Source organism: Phormidium tenue FACHB-1052 (assembly GCF_014696675.1).
GTDB classification, from domain to species: Bacteria; Cyanobacteriota; Cyanobacteriia; order Phormidesmidales; family Phormidesmidaceae; genus Nodosilinea; species Nodosilinea tenuis_A.
This window is the reverse complement of sequence record NZ_JACJQN010000005.1, coordinates 15305-29004: the sequence shown is the minus strand read 5'-3', so window position 1 is coordinate 29004 and position 13700 is coordinate 15305. Positions and strand designations below refer to the sequence as shown.

The 13700-nt window shown below is 54.1% G+C and carries 12 protein-coding genes and 1 tRNA gene; 6 read left to right on the top strand and 7 right to left on the bottom strand.

Annotation, left to right across the window (positions count from 1 at the left end):
* Nucleotides 1-62: 62 nt before the first annotated feature.
* The gene (gene cobA, locus H6G07_RS08775; protein WP_073610534.1) at nucleotides 63-875 is read right to left on the bottom strand and encodes a uroporphyrinogen-III C-methyltransferase; all 813 of its coding nucleotides are present in this window, start codon (nucleotides 873-875) and stop codon (nucleotides 63-65) included.
* A 93-nt stretch (nucleotides 876-968) separates the two neighbouring features.
* The gene (locus tag H6G07_RS08770) at nucleotides 969-1988 is read right to left on the bottom strand and encodes a sirohydrochlorin chelatase (RefSeq protein ID WP_139297156.1); all 1020 of its coding nucleotides are present in this window, start codon (nucleotides 1986-1988) and stop codon (nucleotides 969-971) included.
* A 252-nt stretch (nucleotides 1989-2240) separates the two neighbouring features.
* On the opposite strand from H6G07_RS08770, the gene H6G07_RS08765 reads away from it, so the two are divergent.
* Nucleotides 2241-2311: transfer RNA gene (locus H6G07_RS08765), tRNA-Gly, on the top strand.
* Between the two features lie 125 nt (nucleotides 2312-2436).
* Here H6G07_RS08765 and H6G07_RS08760 read toward each other — a convergent pair.
* The 5 genes from H6G07_RS08760 to phnF all read right to left on the bottom strand — a co-directional run bounded on the left by H6G07_RS08760 (nucleotide 2437) and on the right by phnF (nucleotide 7526).
* Nucleotides 2437-3066: a hypothetical protein gene (locus tag H6G07_RS08760; RefSeq protein WP_073610558.1), complete on the bottom strand. Its 630-nt coding sequence runs from the start codon at nucleotides 3064-3066 to the stop codon at nucleotides 2437-2439.
* A 106-nt stretch (nucleotides 3067-3172) separates the two neighbouring features.
* Nucleotides 3173-4009: a phosphonate ABC transporter, permease protein PhnE gene (gene phnE / locus H6G07_RS08755; protein WP_073610536.1), complete on the bottom strand. Its 837-nt coding sequence runs from the start codon at nucleotides 4007-4009 to the stop codon at nucleotides 3173-3175.
* A gap of 239 nt (nucleotides 4010-4248) precedes the next feature.
* The gene (phnD, locus tag H6G07_RS08750) at nucleotides 4249-5286 is read right to left on the bottom strand and encodes a phosphonate ABC transporter substrate-binding protein (RefSeq protein WP_073610537.1); all 1038 of its coding nucleotides are present in this window, start codon (nucleotides 5284-5286) and stop codon (nucleotides 4249-4251) included.
* A gap of 113 nt (nucleotides 5287-5399) precedes the next feature.
* Nucleotides 5400-6236, bottom strand: a complete 837-nt coding sequence (gene phnC / locus H6G07_RS08745; RefSeq protein WP_139297157.1) for a phosphonate ABC transporter ATP-binding protein — start codon at nucleotides 6234-6236, stop codon at nucleotides 5400-5402.
* Between the two features lie 453 nt (nucleotides 6237-6689).
* The gene (gene phnF / locus H6G07_RS08740) at nucleotides 6690-7526 is read right to left on the bottom strand and encodes a phosphonate metabolism transcriptional regulator PhnF (protein ID WP_139297158.1); all 837 of its coding nucleotides are present in this window, start codon (nucleotides 7524-7526) and stop codon (nucleotides 6690-6692) included.
* A gap of 288 nt (nucleotides 7527-7814) precedes the next feature.
* Between phnF and H6G07_RS08735 the strand changes: the two genes are divergently transcribed.
* The 5 genes from H6G07_RS08735 to phnH all read left to right on the top strand — a co-directional run bounded on the left by H6G07_RS08735 (nucleotide 7815) and on the right by phnH (nucleotide 13603).
* On the top strand, nucleotides 7815-8363 hold the full coding sequence (locus H6G07_RS08735) for a hypothetical protein (RefSeq protein WP_073610541.1): 549 nt from the start codon (nucleotides 7815-7817) through the stop codon (nucleotides 8361-8363).
* A gap of 520 nt (nucleotides 8364-8883) precedes the next feature.
* Nucleotides 8884-10413, top strand: a complete 1530-nt coding sequence (locus H6G07_RS08730) for an alkaline phosphatase PhoX (protein WP_073610542.1) — start codon at nucleotides 8884-8886, stop codon at nucleotides 10411-10413.
* A 200-nt stretch (nucleotides 10414-10613) separates the two neighbouring features.
* Nucleotides 10614-12287: a GspE/PulE family protein gene (locus tag H6G07_RS08725; RefSeq protein WP_073610543.1), complete on the top strand. Its 1674-nt coding sequence runs from the start codon at nucleotides 10614-10616 to the stop codon at nucleotides 12285-12287.
* A gap of 192 nt (nucleotides 12288-12479) precedes the next feature.
* Nucleotides 12480-12947, top strand: coding sequence for a phosphonate C-P lyase system protein PhnG (gene phnG / locus H6G07_RS08720; RefSeq protein WP_073610544.1), 468 nt, complete (start codon nucleotides 12480-12482; stop codon nucleotides 12945-12947).
* Between the two features lie 59 nt (nucleotides 12948-13006).
* The gene (gene phnH / locus H6G07_RS08715; RefSeq protein ID WP_073610545.1) at nucleotides 13007-13603 is read left to right on the top strand and encodes a phosphonate C-P lyase system protein PhnH; all 597 of its coding nucleotides are present in this window, start codon (nucleotides 13007-13009) and stop codon (nucleotides 13601-13603) included.
* Nucleotides 13604-13700: the final 97 nt, after the last annotated feature.

The following is a 13700-nucleotide window of genomic DNA, read 5'->3' as shown; positions in this document are numbered from 1 at the left end:
AACGTTAGCACTTACCGCAAGTGTATCGATCTGGGGTGCCCTCTAGATTCCCTGCTGTAGGGTTAGGGCCAAAGGGTGCCGGTGGGGCGACAGTGGCCAAAGACCCCATGCCAGTTCACCACCGAGCCGATCACGGCGATCGCCGGAGCTTCAAACCCCGTCTCTGCCACCTGGGCCACGATGGTGGTCAGCGTGCCAATCAGCGTTTCTTGCTGCGGGTAGGTGCCCCAGCGAATTAGCGCCACGGGGGTGTCGGCGCTGAGGTCGGCAGCCAGCAGCTCGGCGGTAATCGTCCCCAGGTTGTGAATGCCCATATACACCACAATGGTTTCAGACCCCTGGGCCAGGGCGCGCCAGTTCACCCTCGGTCGATACTTGCCCGCCGACTCATGGCCGGTCACAAAGGTCACCGACGAACTCTGGCTCCGGTGGGTGACCGGAATGCCCGCATAGGCCGGTACCGCAACTCCAGCCGTGATGCCCGGCACCACTTCTACCGCAATGCCGGCTGCCACTAGGGCCGCCATTTCTTCGCCGCCACGCCCAAATACAAAGGGGTCACCGCCTTTGAGACGCACTACCACAGCGTGAGCCCTGGCTTGATCAATGATCAGCTGATTGATTTCCTCTTGCCCTAGAGAATGGCGACCGCGCCGCTTGCCCGCGTTGATCACCGTGGCCTGGGGGTTAATCATGGCCAAAATGGGCGCGCTCACTAAGGCGTCGTGGATGACCACATCGGCGCACTCTAGCAGCCCCTTGCCCCGCAGCGTAAACAGGCCCGGATCACCCGGCCCCGCACCGACCAGGTAAACCATGCCGTAGGTTTGCCCTCCCTGGGGCTGGACTGTAGGCTGAGAAGCTGCCGACACCATAGGCGTGATCAAATCCAAACAACAAACGAGGCTTATAAATTTGCCATCCCCCTTAGGGTAGACCGTTGCTGACCCAAGTGAGAGAATCTCCTGCTAGGACACCAGCGACGACGGGTGAATTGCGTGGCGAAAGGCCACTCGCTGCATTGGCACCAGCGCCTGCGGGGGCTTGGTTGGTATGCGATCGAGGGCGAGATCAATCACCAGACGGGCCAGCTCAGGCGAAGGCCCCAACGGCGGCAGTAGGTGAAAGCCCATCTGCGGGAAGCGCTCGGCCAGATCCTCAGTGTGGTGGGTAATAGCATCGGTGGTGCTGCCCGCAAATAAGAAATAGGGCAAAATCGCCACCCGCTGCACCCCACTTTGCATGTGGTGAATCACCTGGGTGTCTAAGCTGGGAGCCACAACCCAAAAGGCAGCAATGCCCCCCAGCCCCTGAGCCAGGGCGTAAATCGGAGCATTGCCCCCAGAGCGGCGGCTGCCGTGGCTTAGCACAATCAGCGCTTCGGTGGCGGTGGTGCGCAGCTTGTGGCGCAAGAGACCGATAAGACCGGGATGGCTGCCCAGGTGCGGGCAAACCTCCAGGTTTAGACCCGGCAGCGCTTGGCGAGCCAGCTCGATCTCCGCCGGAATGTCTTCCATCACATGGACGCCAGCCAGCAAAAACAAGGGAATTACCCGCACTCGATGCACCCCTGCGGCCTGGGCCCGTCGGCTAAAGGCGACAATTTGCCGGTGCAGCGGCACAGCCCCAACTTCAAGGCAGGCGGTGCCCACCAGCGGGCCATTCACCGTCTCAGGCTGAGATACTCGGCTACGAAAAATGCCGCCTTCTTCCCGGATGGGGTCAGTCATGCTAGGGCGCAGCCAGTCTAACGCTGGAGCACGCCGCAGAAATGATGCCGCCTGGCTAGCCGCCGATCGCCCCGTGACCGACCGTTCAACAGTCTCCAAACGAATATCTGAACCGTCGGGAGGGCTGGGGTTGTGCCCTCTCCAGCCAGTTTCGTGCGATCGCACGAAACTGGCTAACCGCTCCATGCCCTGGCCGGGTCGGGGGTCGCGACTACCATGGGACACCAATAGATAAGCTGTCGATGCAGATACAGGCACAGGCAAACTCTAACCCTCTAGACAACAGCAGCAAACCATCCACACACCGCTCAACACCTGGCCTAGCAATCTACAGAGGGCAAATCTTTCCCCTCGTGACAGATAGTGCTGGCTCCTCATTATAAATATTTAGTTCAGGGCATCTGGTATCGTATCCATCAAAAGGTGTGGGGGTTTAAGCTGGCTCAATATTTGAGCGGCCCCCAAGTAACTCAGCTCCTAGGCCCGTTGTGGTAAAATAAAAACTGATTTGCGGGTGTAGTTTAGTGGTAAAACCTTAGCCTTCCAAGCTAATGATGGGGGTTCGATTCCCCCCACCCGCTTAAATGGTGAAAACCCCTAACCGCAAGGCTTTCAGAGATTTTCTTTGATTTTGGGATGGTTGCAAGTTAGTTCTCTTTCAAGCTATAGCTGCTGTTTCCATAGGCCATCTGTTCTCGAATAGGTTCTAAGCCGGTTGGCCGAGACTGAGGGCATCAGCCATAATGGAGCACTGATGCTTGAGTTGGCGATCGCAGGCCGCCAGCAGATCCATTACCGTAGTGTCATTCAATGCCGCTAACCGGGGCGAGAAAGCTCCATAGCGCCGCAAAAACTCTAGATAGTAGGCTTGATGCTGGGCCTGAGAGAGGTCAGGGGCGACCTGAAGCACAAAGTCGTAGTCTTCGATGGTTTTGTTCTTCCCATTACAGTTACCTTCGGTCAGGTCTACCCAACAGTCTTCGTAGACCAAAAAACAGTGAATTTGAGGAATAAAGTCTAGACCATAGGGTTGTAGCAGCGCATTGACCCCTGTGACAATCTCATCGTCGAGACGGTAGAACCCCAGATTTTTGTGAACCGGCAGGCTGTGTTCTTGAGCCAGGCGAGCGATCGCCCCGTGTTTAGCGGTGCAGCTGCCGTAGCCTTCCTCAAACAAAATCAGAGAATTTTCGCTGTTGGAGTTGGCGGCGTAGGGCAATTTTTTTGTCCAGCGGCAAGCCTCGTGAAATGTCTTTAGCCCTTGCTGTAAAAACTTCTCAGCGATCGGGCCGTTGGCCTGGAGCATGACGTCAGGTAAGACTTTGATAGGGTGCATGGTCACGATCATCCCAGGCTTAATGTGCTAAATAATTGACTCCGCCAGGATGCCCGCCTAAAATTCTGCCCAGCCCTGACCAGCTTTCAACCGGACTTACAGCCCATTAAACTAAGTGCTGCCTTAACCTAGCTGAAACTGTATCAATCAAACCAACCGTTACGATCAGAATAATCATAATGGCGCAAACATCTTGATATTCAAAGGCGCGGAAGCTTTGGTAAAGGGAAACCCCAATTCCGCCAGCGCCAACAATTCCCAATACTGCCGCTGAACGCACATTCGATTCAAAGCGGTAAAGCGTGAACGAAGTCCACAGGGGCACCACTTGGGGAATGACACCAAAGACAATTTCTTGCACCTTGCTTGCCCCCGTGGCGCGGATGCCTTCTACAGGCCCAACTTCGATCGCTTCGATCGCCTCTGAAAACAGCTTTGCCAAGATGCCAGCGGTATGAACAAATAGCGCTAATACTCCGGCAAAAGGGCCTAAGCCCACAGCAACCACGAAGATGAGCGCAAAAACAACCTCATTAATCGCTCGCATCGTATCTAGAAGCCGTCGCACCGGAAAGACAATCCAGGCGGGACAAATGTTGCTTGAGGCCAAAATTGACAGGGGAACCGCCAGAATGGCCGACAGCAGCGTGCCCCAAATACCCATCGCCACGGTTTCGAGGGTATCTTGCAGGTAAGACCGCCAGTTAGAGAAGTTAGGCGGAAAATATCGGGTCACGTACTCCGCCATTGTGCCGCTACCCTGAAATAGCTCAACAAAGCTCAGGTCGCTAAGTCGGCCTGCGTAAATCAATATTGCGATCGCTAAAACTAAGTAGCCAATGCGAACGGGGGTAATTCGGGGGCGCTCTTTAGCCAAAAGATCGCGAGCCGCAGGAGAGGCGACGAGTTGATCGGGATAAATAGAAGCCGGAGATTCAGTCATAGGGTGAATAGGTCAGGTGCGATCGCAACGGGTACATTCAGGCAGATCTTCGGGCGCTTTCGTAGGTAGTATCATGCGAAATCCGCATTGGAAAACCCCGGTTCAAAATAGGAATCTCGTAGGGGCAGTGCAATGCCCCTACAACCCGGATGCATCCAAATAGGATTCGCTAAATAACCCCTTTGGCAACTCTATTGAAGAGGTGCTGAATACAGGTATGAACCCAGCATTTAGGCCTCCTACAAAGCTTCGAGCTGCTTGTTCAGCTCATCAAGCTGAGACTGCTTCGCTTCAGGACTCAGATTGGCGTCGTTCTGCACTTCCATCATCTTTTGGCCGAGATCCAGCTCACGAATAGTATCCCAATCGGCATCAGTGGCCTGGTCAAAACCTTGCCAGCCCAGGGGCTCTAGCACCGCAGCATCTTTGTAGTTGTAGAAGAAGTCTTTAAACTGGTCTTTCAGGCAATCGGGTAAGTCATTCCGATAGGCGACTGGATCGCTAGGGATGACAGGAGATGTCCAAATAATCTGGATATTCCCAAAGGCTTCTGGATCACCTTGCTCAAGTTTCAGCAGGTTTTCGCTGTTGTTGGTCGCTACATCTACCTGTTGATTGGCGATCGCCTGGGCTGTGGCTTCATGGCTGCCCGCAAACAGCAGTTCTTCAAAAGCCTCATTCGGGTTAATGCCATTTTTGGCAAACACATAGTAGCTGGGCACCACAAAACCCGAGGTCGAGTTGGGGTCATTAAAGGCAAAGGTTAGATCAGCGGCGTTCTTGATAACGTACTGATCGCCGTCGCCAGCTTCAACATCAACGTTTTCAAGGATGGGGTTATCTTTGTTGGTAATCAAATGAGAGTAGTAGCCCTTGGTGCCGTCTGAGTTGACGGTTTGGGCAAAGGCTTCGGCATCGGAACGAGCCGCGGCTTCAATGTAAGACTTACCGCCATACCAGGCGAGCTGAATCTTGCCCGCGCCCATGGCCTCAATGACGCCAGCGTAGTCGGTGGCGTAGAAACCGTTGATGGGGCGACCCAACTCTGCTTCCATAGCGGCCAAGAAAGGCTCCCACTGAGTTTTAAGGTTGGCTTGGGATTCAGTGGAGATGATGCCGAAATCGATTTCGGCTAATTCTGGCGCACAGGTTGCACCGGCAGCCTCACCGGGGGCATCAGCATTGTCTTGCCCGGTTGTGCTGCAACCTGCAATCAGAGCAGTACCGGCTAAGACCAGAAAAAATCGGGCAGACCACTGGGTTAAAGCAGATGTCATGGTGGCAAATCCTCAAGACTACAAATTAGAACTGTGGGAATGAGTTAGCTACGGGCTAAGAGATTTAGCTCTTGGATTGGGAGCACTCAGGTGAAACCCTGGATCGGCTGCTGCTAAAAAGCTGAGAAAACTTCGGCATGACCGCTCAAAACCAATTCCTCGGCGGCGGCACCGTAAATCGCATTGAGCTGTTGGTCATCTAAGCTATGGATATGACCATCAAATCGAACGGTGCCGTCCCGCAGTGCGATCGCACGTTTGTAATAGCAGCGCACCACCTGCACCTGGTGCAACGAGGTGATGATAGTAATGCCCTGCTCCTGGTTTAGATGGGTCAATAGCTCCATCACCTTGCGGGCTGACTCCGGGTCAAGGGAGGCGATCGGTTCATCGGCCAGAATGATTTTGGCTCCCTGCATCAGACAACGAGCGATCGCCACTCGCTGCTGTTGACCACCCGATAGGGATGACGCCCGCTTGTAGGCCTGATTTAAGATACCGACTCGCTCTAGAGCACTGAGCGCGCGCAGTTTTTCCTGTTGGCTAAAGCCCCGCACGAGCGATCGCATGATCGAAACTTGCGATAGATTGCCAACCAGAACGTTTTCCAGCACCGTCAGACGATTGACCAGATTGAACTGCTGGAAAATAAACCCAATCTGGCTGCGCAGCTGACGCGCCTTAGAATGCAGCTTACCGTCAACCTGCAGCGGACTGCCGAAGATTTCTACGGTGCCCTGTTCAGCGAGCTGTAGGGCATTCAAGTTGCGCAACAGAGTAGACTTGCCGGAACCAGAAGCTCCCACCAGCGCCACCATTTCCCCCATACCAACCTGCAAACTCACCGTCTGGAGCGCAGGTTGCCCCTTGAAAGACTTAGATAACTGCTGAACCTTGACAGCGGGGGCGGCAAAGGAAGCCTCCAACGCACTCTCCGTAGCTGATCGCATGGCTATATATTGGCCCAGTTGAACATCATGGCCCGGCATAGATGGATGTTGATGGCCAAACAATTTATGTAGATGTCTAGACAAAAACGATCCCTAGCGAGCCATAGCCATATTCCAGCAGGCAGTTTAAGACCCTTCCCAAGGTTGATTAAGCTTGCGTAGAAAACCGTTTAAGGTTCTTGGAGCGCTGCTCAACGCCGCCATGCTTTGCCCCTTAGTCCCAATCCCAGTGGCAGTCAAAAGCTTAAAGTCCTTTAGCCCTGGGAGATTTAAAGAGAGGCCGGCATCTACGGCGTTGCTGATCAGTAGTATGATTTGCCCCCCTAACCCCCCAATTCTGGGGGGGAACCAGACAACCTCAAAGTCCCCCAAAATTGGGGGGTTGGGGGGCCGATGCAGTAACCGTTGCTTTTGCAGATTCATTCCTCAATTCAGCAACGCCGCAGGCATCTACTAAGCCTCATTTTCCAGCACCAGCTCCATTCGGTCTCCCCGAAACCGGGTGACCCCGTACTCAATCACCACACCCGTTTGATCGACATTAATCGACTCAGATAACAAAATTGGCCCATTAGCAGGCATTTTTAGCAATCGTGCATCATTGGCCTGGGCTAGACGGGCCGAAACGCGCGTGCTGCGGCGAATATGGTCACGGCCATACTCCGTCTGCAGCATCTTCGAAATAGAGCGATAGGTCTGGCAGTGGTCAATTAATCTGGGAAAATGCTGGCCCGGAAAGTAGCTGCTGGAAATATTGATCGGTATATCGTCAATGGAACTCAGGCGCTCAAATAATAGGACTGAGGCTCCGACATCAATCTCCAACCGTTTCGACAGCCTGGTATCGGCATTGATCTCGACAATACGCAGCACCTGCCACAGGGGTTGTAGCGATTGGGCTTTGAGAGATTCATTGAAGCGCACCCGCTTGCCAATCGGTACGGCGATCGGATCCGCCATCACAAACGTGCCTCGGCCCCGCTCTACACCAACAATGCCTTCTTGCCGCAAAACCTCTATCGCCCGTCGCAGGGTGTGGCGGTTGACCCCAAATCGCTCGCTGAGTTCGGTTTCTGTCGGCAAGCGATCGCCGACTTTAAACACAGCTTCTCGAATGTTGCAACGCAGCTGACTGGCAATTTGCAAATACAGTGGCAGAGCTTCTTGATGCATGTTGATTCGGTAGGGCTCAAACAGAAGCCGTAAATAAGTATAGTCGTATCCCAAGGGCAGGCGATCGCAGTCCGTCGAGGTGCACAGCCATATCCGCAGTTGTTCATTGTTATTCATCGGTGATGACAGCCCAAGGCTCCCTAACGCCTGTGACGTTGCTAGAACTAGGTGGCCGTGCCGCAGGTGGTACTCTGTGTTCGGGATCCGAAGCTGACGAAAAATTTACTGTTTCAGATGCTACTCACTAGCGAATCAGTAATTACACGTAATTTACTCAAAATAAAAACCCATAGGTTAACGAAATATAGGGTTGATTTAACGGCTTTTTTACCTAACGTGTCCCCGTTTAGTGGAAAAATGCCTTCGTTGAGGAATTTGGTTCTTGTTGATTGACAGAAGCATTTTATGCTGAATTTTTTAATGGTTTCAGATCTCAAAAAAGTAGCAGAGAAACTATTGGCCGCAGCAGTGCTTGCCTCCGCTATTGAAGCATTTTTACTAGGCCAACCCGTTCATGCAAGTCCGGATCCCATAACGGTAACTATAGAAGTCTATGGCACCCCCCCACGGAGTGTGTTGGATGGACAAGCTCAATCTGCAGCAGTCGATGAGATTACAAGAGCCTTTGCTCAAAATTCGCAGTTAAGCTCAGTTGAAATCGATGTTTTAGGGCATATCAACGGACGGGTAGTGCCAGTTTTTAGTCTTAGTGTTTCTCGAGAACAGTGGTTGAGCGATCGCCAGCGTGCTCTTCAAACTGCTCAATATTACTATTCTTCCTACGGTTTGCTTGGGTTAGACTCAACCGGTGAAGGTCAGGCCTCAACGACGCTAGCCCAGGCACCAGCAGCGCCTTTGGTGAGCCGAGACCCGTCTGTCCAAGTGAATGCGGCGTTTCGTCAAGGTCGTCTAAGCCCCGAGGAATACGATCAGTTAATTGATGCTCTCGACTAAAGCGCTACAGCTTACTAGCCAGAAATACGCTACAGGCAAGCCCGTGCATCACTGACTAGGGCTTCGGTTTGTAGCGACTCTAATGTAATTAATAGTCCTCAAACGTTGCTCCTGCAAAATGGAGTGCGACAGATTTTTCCGTTTCTACAATTCAAATTCGGATTAATCCTTGACGACCCACTAACCTTTAGCTGGATTCTTAAGGAAATAAATTCTATTGACATGAAGCTCGAATATTCAATTCAGAAATTTTTCAATTAACCAAACTTTAACTTCAGCTTGGTTGCAATTAATACTTTATTGAGTCAATATTGCTGACAGAAAAGATTGCGCGAGATGACCGTTGTTTGGATTTGTCGTCTTGCTATTTATGGATTTATCTCATCCATAAAAGAGATGAAATAGCCTTTGCTAAAAGAAACTTTTGGCCGGTTTGCAGGGGTAACTCTGAGCAAGTTTGGTGACCTTTGGCCTGCAAGGGTCTGTAAGTTTTAATGCTTTGAAGAGGAGAAGGAGTACGATGTCTAATTTCTCACGGCGTCAGTTTGTCATGCTGATGTCTGCGGCGGCAGCGGGTACAGCAGTGGCCCCCATGGGCTTGCTAAATGCTCGTCGGGCCATGGCCCAGGGAACCTGTAATACCGCTAGCTTTACAGTGCCGGGCTTTGGCACCCCCACGCCTAAGTTGCCCAACAACACCAAAAGTTTGGGGAGCCTGGCTAACACTCCCTTGATTACCCTGCCCGACAAGTTTCAGTACACCGCTATCTCCATTCGTGGGGATGTCATGTCTGACGGTGCAATTGTTCCGGGCAACCACGATGGCATGGCCGCGTTTCAGGGCCGCAGCGGCAACTACATTCTGGTGCGTAACCATGAGCGGAATCCTGGGGGCGGCGGCACCGTTGCGCCCAACGGTAAGCAGTATGACCCTTACACGGGTAGCTCTTTGAACAGCGGCGGCGGCGGTACCACCACGGTCGAAGTTGATCGCGACGGTTTAGTAGTCCGGGACTATGTTTCCCTGAGCGGCACCATCCGCAACTGTGCCGGTGGCCCTACCCCCTGGGGTTCCTGGATTTCCTCGGAAGAAAACGTAGCCACTCCGGCTACTGACCCGCGGGTGACCAAAAAGCACGGCTACAACTTTGAGGTTCCTTCCCAGTTGGGTCAAGCCGTTGACCCAATCCCGCTGGTGGCGATGGGCCGCATGAACCATGAAGCGGTTTCGGTTGATCCCCAGAGTGGGTATGTCTTTGAAACCGAAGATCGGGGCGATAGCGCCTACTATAAGTTCGTGCCTAAGGTGCGGAAACCCAATGGCTTTGGCGATCTGCAGCAAGGGGGTGACCTCTATGCCATGGTCATTAAGCCGGGGCAGCGTTCTGACTGCACCGGGGCTTTAATTCCCACTGGCGGAACAAATGACCGGGGCGGCAGCTTTAGCGGGGTTGATACCCGTGGTCTGGGCGCGAATGGTTCGGGCAGCCTGCTACCTTTTCTGGGGCAACCCCTCCGCGTGGAGTGGGTCAAGCTAGATGATGTTGACCCAGCGGAAGATACCCTGCGGTACGAAGCGTTGGCTAAGGGAGCTGCCGCGTGGTACCGGGGCGAGGGTGCCTGGTATCACCAGGGCAAGCACTACTGGGTTTGCAGCAATGCTGGGGATGAGGGCGAAGGGCAGGTATGGGCCTATGACCCCAGCAATGAAACGGTCACCCTAGTAGTTGAATCGACGAATGAAAACCTCTTGGATGGCCCCGACAACATTACGGTGGCGCGGGATGGCACCCTCTACCTCTGTGAAGATGGCAGCGGCGGCCAACCGGGCGCGCCCAATTTCAGCCAGCGGGTGGTTGGGGTAGATGCTAGCGGTGGTTTGTTTGAGTTCTGTCGCAACATCATTCCGGGTAGTACCAGCGAGTTTGCCGGAGCCTGTTTCTCTCAGAACGGCAAATATATGTACGTCAATGCCCAGGGATCTGGCATTACGTACTGTATTTGGCGGACGGATAATCGCTCGATCGCACTAAATGGTGCAACGGCTTAACTGTGTTGAGTCAATCACCTCAGTTCTGACGTAACCCCTACCAGCCAGCTTTTGGTTTTTGCCCAAGCTGGCTGGTTACTTTACCCTTTGGTTATTCCTCCCGCCGTCACTCAAAACAAGAATGAGAAGCTGTTTCTGTTCTGGCAGTTGGTGGGGCTGGATCAGTTTTTCATCACGCTTATATTCAGGAGCCCGATGCTATGCAAACCGTACCTTGGCCCGTTTCTGCTTGGAAGCAGCTCAAACAGGGAAAAATTTCCTGTGAAGAGGCTCTCAGCCTGGTGCGCGATGACGAGGGCATCCTCAAACTAGACCTGCTGGATGAGGAGGTTTGTAGTCGCTTTTTTCAGTATTGTCAGGGGCAAAAACTGCCCCCGGTTGTGCCGCTGCTGCTGTGGCAAAGCTGCTTTTACCTGGGCAGCCCGGTTGACGTTTCCCCTGAGGTGTTGGAGACGATTGGCGATCGCACCCTGACGACCGTCAAAGTCCTACCCATTGCGGCCAAGAGCTATCGGGCCTGGTACCACACTCGTACCGCCGACCTGACTCGCATTACCTCTAGCCGTCTGCTAGACCCAATCACCGGCCAGCAATCGACCGATGACATTGGCGAAACCACTGAGCTATTTCTGTCTAAGGCCGAGGGGCAAATTGAGCGGATTAAGGCGATCATTTCTAGCGCCCTACAGCACCAGGCCAGCGACATTCACCTAGAACCGACCCTAGAAGGGCTGCGGGTGCGCTACCGAATTGATGGAGTACTGCGCGATATTACCCTGCTGCCAGGGGAGATCAGCCGCCGGGTGGTGGTGGCCCTGAAGGTAATGGCCAACATGGACATTGCCGACAGCCGTCGTCCGCAGGATGGCCGGATTGGGGAAAAATACCAGGTCGACAACGAAGCCGACCAGAGTATGGACATGCGAGTTAGCACCTTGCCCTGCGTTTGCGGTGAGAAGGCCGTCGTACGTCTGCTGCCCCGCGAAAACCCCTTCACCACCATTGATAAGCTGGGGTTTTCGCCCAAAGCGCTGAAAATTTACAAAACCTGGCTAGAACAGCCCCAGGGCATCATTGTTTTCACCGGGCCGACTGGCTCCGGTAAAACCAGTACGCTCTATACCAGTTTGCAGGCGATCGCCACCGAGCATGTCAACGTGGTCACGGTGGAAGACCCGGTGGAATACGTGCTGCCCCGCATCACCCAGACCCAGGTGAACGAAGCGGCGGGCATGACCTTCGCGGCGGGGCTGCGATCGATCCTGCGCCAAGACCCAGACATCATTATGGTGGGAGAAGTGCGGGATCACGAAACCGCAGAAACCGCCATTCGGGCGGCCCTCACTGGCCACCTGGTGTTCACTACCCTGCACACCAACGATGCCGCTGGGGCAATTCCCCGCATTAAAGACATTGGGCCAGATCCTGGGTTAATCAGCGATGCCCTTTTGGGGGTGGTCGCTCAACGCCTAGTGCGGCGCATCTGTCCCCACTGTGCTGAACCCACCCAGCCCAACCCAGAACTCCTAGCCATATTGCAACTGGATGCCGCTCAAATCAAAAAGGGCAACTGGCGACGGGGGCGAGGGTGCCCAGCCTGCTTCCAGTCTGGATATTCGGGTCGAGAAGCCGTGGTCGAGATGCTAGAGGTGGACGATCGCATGCGCGAGCTGATCTACGATGGCACCATGACTCAACTGCGCCGCCACCTCAGCAAGAGCGACTCGATCTCATTTCGCACATCGGCCATTGAAAAAGTCATGGCCGGAGTCACAACCCTAGAGGAAGTACTGCGGGTACTGCCCAGAAGCGCTCTAAAACTAGTGAGTACTGTGGAACCGGAACCGCTGCACCTGGTACAGCGATTGGGATGAGACAAGGCCTGCTGAAAAACGGCACCATGTCGGGCCGATGGCCCTAGGCCTGTCCAAAAACGATCAATCTGCGGCAGGCCTAGCCCGATACTCTAACTCGACGGAATAGGGATTGCATTCTACTTAATCATGCCCCATAATTCGTCTAGACATCTATACAAATTTAAGTTGCTGTTAATGGTTGGTTAAGTGATGGTGGACACAGCCCAAGCCCAGTCAAGATCGGAGTGGATATCGGCCCTGGTCAAGGCACCGCTGGCGCTTTTGGAAGAGCGGGTCGCTACCTTAGGGGCGCTGCCCGAGTATCACTTTTTGCGATCGCCCGAAATTGGCTTGGCCATGGTACGTGGCCGCGCAGAAGGGGCAGGTCAGCCTTTCAACCTGGGAGAAATCACCCTAACCCGCTGCGTTGTTCAGCTAGAGCAAGCTGGGGATGACTCTATCTCGGGTTTTGGCTATGTGGCGGGGCGATCGCAGCGCCATGCTGAACTCGCCGCCGTTTGCGATGCCCTGCTGCAACATTCTGACTGGCAAGCCAAGGTTCAAACCCAGGTAATCGAGCCGCTGCGAGCCGCTGCCCGCCAACAGCGAGTGGCTGAAGCGGCTGAGGTAGAGTCTACCCGCGTCAATTTCTTTACCCTGCTGCGAGGAGAAGCTTAAAGCAGAGCAGCACCCGTCGCTACAAAATCTAAATTTCACGCCCCCATAGTCCCTGCTCTATGCTCACGACCCAACTCCCCGGATTCAAAGATCCCGTCCATGACGCTCAGCAAACCTTTCGAGCGCTGCTAGATGCCTTGGCGCGACCGGGCATCCAGCAAACCACCGCATCCCTGACCCCACCGGAGGGGCTAAACCCTGGCTGCGCGGCGGCTTGCCTGACACTGCTCGACTTGGAGACAACGGTGTGGCTACAGCCGGATATTGCAGAATCCGCACGCTCTTGGCTGGTGTTTCACACCGGGTGCCGATTCACGGCTCAGCCCCAAACGGCTGATTTTGCCGTAATTAATAATGTTGAAACCATGCCCAACCTGGAAGACTTTAACTGGGGCACAGCAGCCTATCCAGAGGCCTCAACCTCTCTGCTAATTCAGCTGCCAGCCCTGGAAGGAACGGGGTCTGCCACCCTACAAGGCCCAGGCATTTTAGAGTCCATCACCCTGCAAACGCCCCTGAGCACCGACTTTTGGCAGCAGTGGCAGGCGATGACCGCTCACTATCCCCTTGGGCTTGACGTCTGGTGTTTTGCCGATCGCCAGGTTTTGGGCCTACCGCGCACGACCCGGATCGCGGGCAAACAGGAGGGGTGGTAATGAATCTGCCGACTAATCCCAAGCGGCAGAAAGCTCGTGCCTTCCATGAATCATTGCGCTTTTAAAGGCATGGCTACAGTTTTTTAGTCGAGTTGTA

What these genes read in the sequence shown, in the direction of transcription:
- cobA (WP_073610534.1), bottom strand. Translation starts at nt 875, where the DNA reads ATGGTGTCGGCAGCTTCTCAGCCTACAGTCCAGCCCCAGGGAGGGCAA.
- H6G07_RS08760 (WP_073610558.1), bottom strand. Translation starts at nt 3,066, where the DNA reads ATGCACCCTATCAAAGTCTTACCTGACGTCATGCTCCAGGCCAACGGC.
- phnE (WP_073610536.1), bottom strand. Translation starts at nt 4,009, where the DNA reads ATGACTGAATCTCCGGCTTCTATTTATCCCGATCAACTCGTCGCCTCT.
- phnD (WP_073610537.1), bottom strand. Translation starts at nt 5,286, where the DNA reads ATGACATCTGCTTTAACCCAGTGGTCTGCCCGATTTTTTCTGGTCTTA.
- phnC (WP_139297157.1), bottom strand. Translation starts at nt 6,236, where the DNA reads ATGCGATCAGCTACGGAGAGTGCGTTGGAGGCTTCCTTTGCCGCCCCC.
- phnF (WP_139297158.1), bottom strand. Translation starts at nt 7,526, where the DNA reads ATGAATAACAATGAACAACTGCGGATATGGCTGTGCACCTCGACGGAC.
- H6G07_RS08735 (WP_073610541.1), top strand. Translation starts at nt 7,815, where the DNA reads ATGCTGAATTTTTTAATGGTTTCAGATCTCAAAAAAGTAGCAGAGAAA.
- H6G07_RS08730 (WP_073610542.1), top strand. Translation starts at nt 8,884, where the DNA reads ATGTCTAATTTCTCACGGCGTCAGTTTGTCATGCTGATGTCTGCGGCG.
- H6G07_RS08725 (WP_073610543.1), top strand. Translation starts at nt 10,614, where the DNA reads ATGCAAACCGTACCTTGGCCCGTTTCTGCTTGGAAGCAGCTCAAACAG.
- phnG (WP_073610544.1), top strand. Translation starts at nt 12,480, where the DNA reads ATGGTGGACACAGCCCAAGCCCAGTCAAGATCGGAGTGGATATCGGCC.
- phnH (WP_073610545.1), top strand. Translation starts at nt 13,007, where the DNA reads ATGCTCACGACCCAACTCCCCGGATTCAAAGATCCCGTCCATGACGCT.